Genomic DNA, 994 nt, shown 5'->3' with positions numbered 1-994 from the left:
TAAAGAGCGACGCAGCTTTTGGCTGCTGCGGGAGTGGCATTCTACTCAACCGCCTTCTCGAGTCAAGCCTTATTTTCCAAGGCTTTTCGAGGCATCTACTGGCTTGTTTGCGTTGCCGCTTGCCCTGTCGATGGAGGCGCATTATAGGGAGCGAATTCGTTCTGGCAAGGGGATAATTGCAAAAAGATGGCTTCCATCGTTCAATCGCTCACAAAGCCACCAAAAAGCATCATAATCCAGCGAAATCAGCCTGCGACAGGTGCTGCAACGGCAAAATCATGCAGGTTGTCGTAGATGGCATCGGCCAGTTCAATCCCCGCATCAGTAATCGGCTTACCCGTTCTGACCATTATCTTGTGACCGACCTTGGCATTGATGGCCGCCTTCAAGTCTGAAGGTTTGTCACCCACCATATAAGAGCGGCTCATATCGATACCGAGCTCCCGCTGGGCAAGCAACAACATACCCGGTTCGGGTTTGCGGCAGTCGCAGGGGGCACCGTGGTTCGGGTGATGGGGGCAGAAGTAGATACCATCGAGATCCACATCGCGATCGGCCAATGACCAATCCATCCACTCGGTCAGGTTCATGAAGTCATCTTCAGTGAAGTAACCACGGGCAATGCCGGATTGGTTGGTCACCACGACCAGCAAATAGCCTTTTTTCTTCAGCAATTGCATGGCCTCAATCGCCCCGGGCAGAAAATGGAAGTCATCAACCTGGCTGACATAACCCGTGTCTTTGTTGATGACACCATCGCGATCCAGAAAAATGGCGGGTTTACTCACAGCAACTACCTCTATAGATGATTTCGCAAAAGTATCTCACAAGCCATTTAAAGCCCCAAAAGTAAAAGGGGTGGCCGAAGCCACCCCTTTTACGTGTGCATATAAAGTATCGATTAAGCGATAACTTTAGCTACAACACCAGCACCTACGGTACGGCCACCTTCACGGATGGCGAAACGCAGGCCGTCGTCCATCGCGATCGGGGC

General features: G+C 51.6%; 3 protein-coding genes. 1 reads left to right on the top strand and 2 read right to left on the bottom strand.

All coding sequences use genetic code 11. The annotated features are described in order from the left end of the window. Positions 1-235: hypothetical protein (locus tag OKB81_RS20535; protein ID WP_270665468.1), on the top strand; the 235-nt coding region annotated here is incomplete at its 5' end. A gap of 10 nt (positions 236-245) precedes the next feature. Here OKB81_RS20535 and gmhB read toward each other — a convergent pair. Then, complete coding sequence (gene gmhB, locus OKB81_RS20530) at positions 246-788, bottom strand: D-glycero-beta-D-manno-heptose 1,7-bisphosphate 7-phosphatase (protein WP_043153901.1); 543 nt, start codon at positions 786-788, stop codon at positions 246-248. 113 nt (positions 789-901) lie between these two features. Beyond that, the coding region (locus OKB81_RS20525) for a hypothetical protein (RefSeq protein WP_131867864.1) at positions 902-994 on the bottom strand (93 nt) is incomplete at its 5' end.

It is taken from the genome of Aeromonas sp. QDB56, assembly GCF_027705505.1.
GTDB classification, from domain to species: Bacteria; Pseudomonadota; Gammaproteobacteria; order Enterobacterales; family Aeromonadaceae; genus Aeromonas; species Aeromonas caviae.
The sequence above is the reverse complement of the archived record's forward strand: the minus strand, read 5'-3'. Positions and strand labels throughout refer to the sequence as shown.